Source organism: Streptomyces sp. NPDC048600 (genome assembly GCF_055587025.1).
Window position 1 is genome coordinate 1 of sequence record NZ_JBVJGZ010000076.1, and the last position, 1,124, is coordinate 1,124.

The 1,124-nt window shown below is 68.7% G+C and carries 1 protein-coding gene; it reads right to left on the minus strand.

Translation table 11 applies throughout. The features are described from left to right. The coding region (locus ACZ6SQ_RS38360) for an acyl-CoA carboxylase subunit beta (protein WP_469570693.1) at window positions 1-1,124 on the minus strand (1,124 nt) is incomplete at both ends.

Sequence of the window (1,124 nt, forward strand, 5' to 3'; positions counted from 1 at the left end):
GGCCAGGCGAGGTTGAGGTCGGCGCCCAGGTGCTTGGAGCCCATCACGTCGTAGGCGCCGCCGAACGCCTTGCGGGTGATCACGGTGATCAGCGGGACGGTGGCCTCGGCGTAGGCGTAGATGAGCTTGGCGCCGCGGCGGATGATGCCGTCGTGTTCCTGGCCGACGCCGGGCAGGAAGCCGGGCACGTCGACGAACGTGATCACGGGGATGTTGAAGGCGTCGCAGGTGCGCACGAAGCGGGCGGCCTTCTCGGAGGCGGTGATGTCCAGGCAGCCCGCGAACTGCATCGGCTGGTTGGCGACGATCCCGACCGGGTGGCCCTCCACACGGCCGTAGCCGGTGAGGATGTTCGGCGCGAACAGCGGCTGCGTCTCGAAGAACTCGCCGTCGTCCAGGACGTGCTCGATCACCGTGTGCATGTCGTACGGCTGGTTCGCCGAGTCCGGCACCACGGTGTCGAGTTCGAGGTCCTCGGCGGTGTGCGCGAGGTCCGCCTCCTCGGGGAACGCGGGCGGCTCGGAGAGGTTGTTCGAGGGCAGGTACGACAGCAGCTGCTTGACGTACTCGACCGCGTCCTTCTCGTCGCCGGCCATGTGATGCGCCACGCCGGACACGGCGTTGTGGGTGCGCGCCCCGCCCAGCTCCTCGAAGCCGACGTCCTCGCCGGTGACCGTCTTGATGACGTCCGGGCCGGTGATGAACATGTGCGACGTCCGGTCGACCATCACCGTGAAGTCGGTGATCGCGGGCGAGTACACCGCGCCGCCCGCGCACGGCCCCACCACCAGGGAGATCTGCGGGATCACCCCGGAGGCGTGCGTGTTGCGGCGGAAGATCTCCCCGTACGCGCCCAGCGAGGCGACACCCTCCTGGATCCGCGCGCCGCCGGAGTCGTTGATGCCGATGACCGGGCAGCCGGTCTTCAGCGCGAAGTCCATCACCTTCACGATCTTCTGCCCGTACACCTCGCCCAGCGCACCGCCGAACACCGTGAAGTCCTGCGAGAACACCGCCACCGGACGCCCGTCGACCGTGCCGTACCCGGTCACCACACCGTCACCGTAGGGACGGTTGGCATCCAGCCCGAAGTTCGAGGAACGGTGCCGGGCGAACTCGTCCAG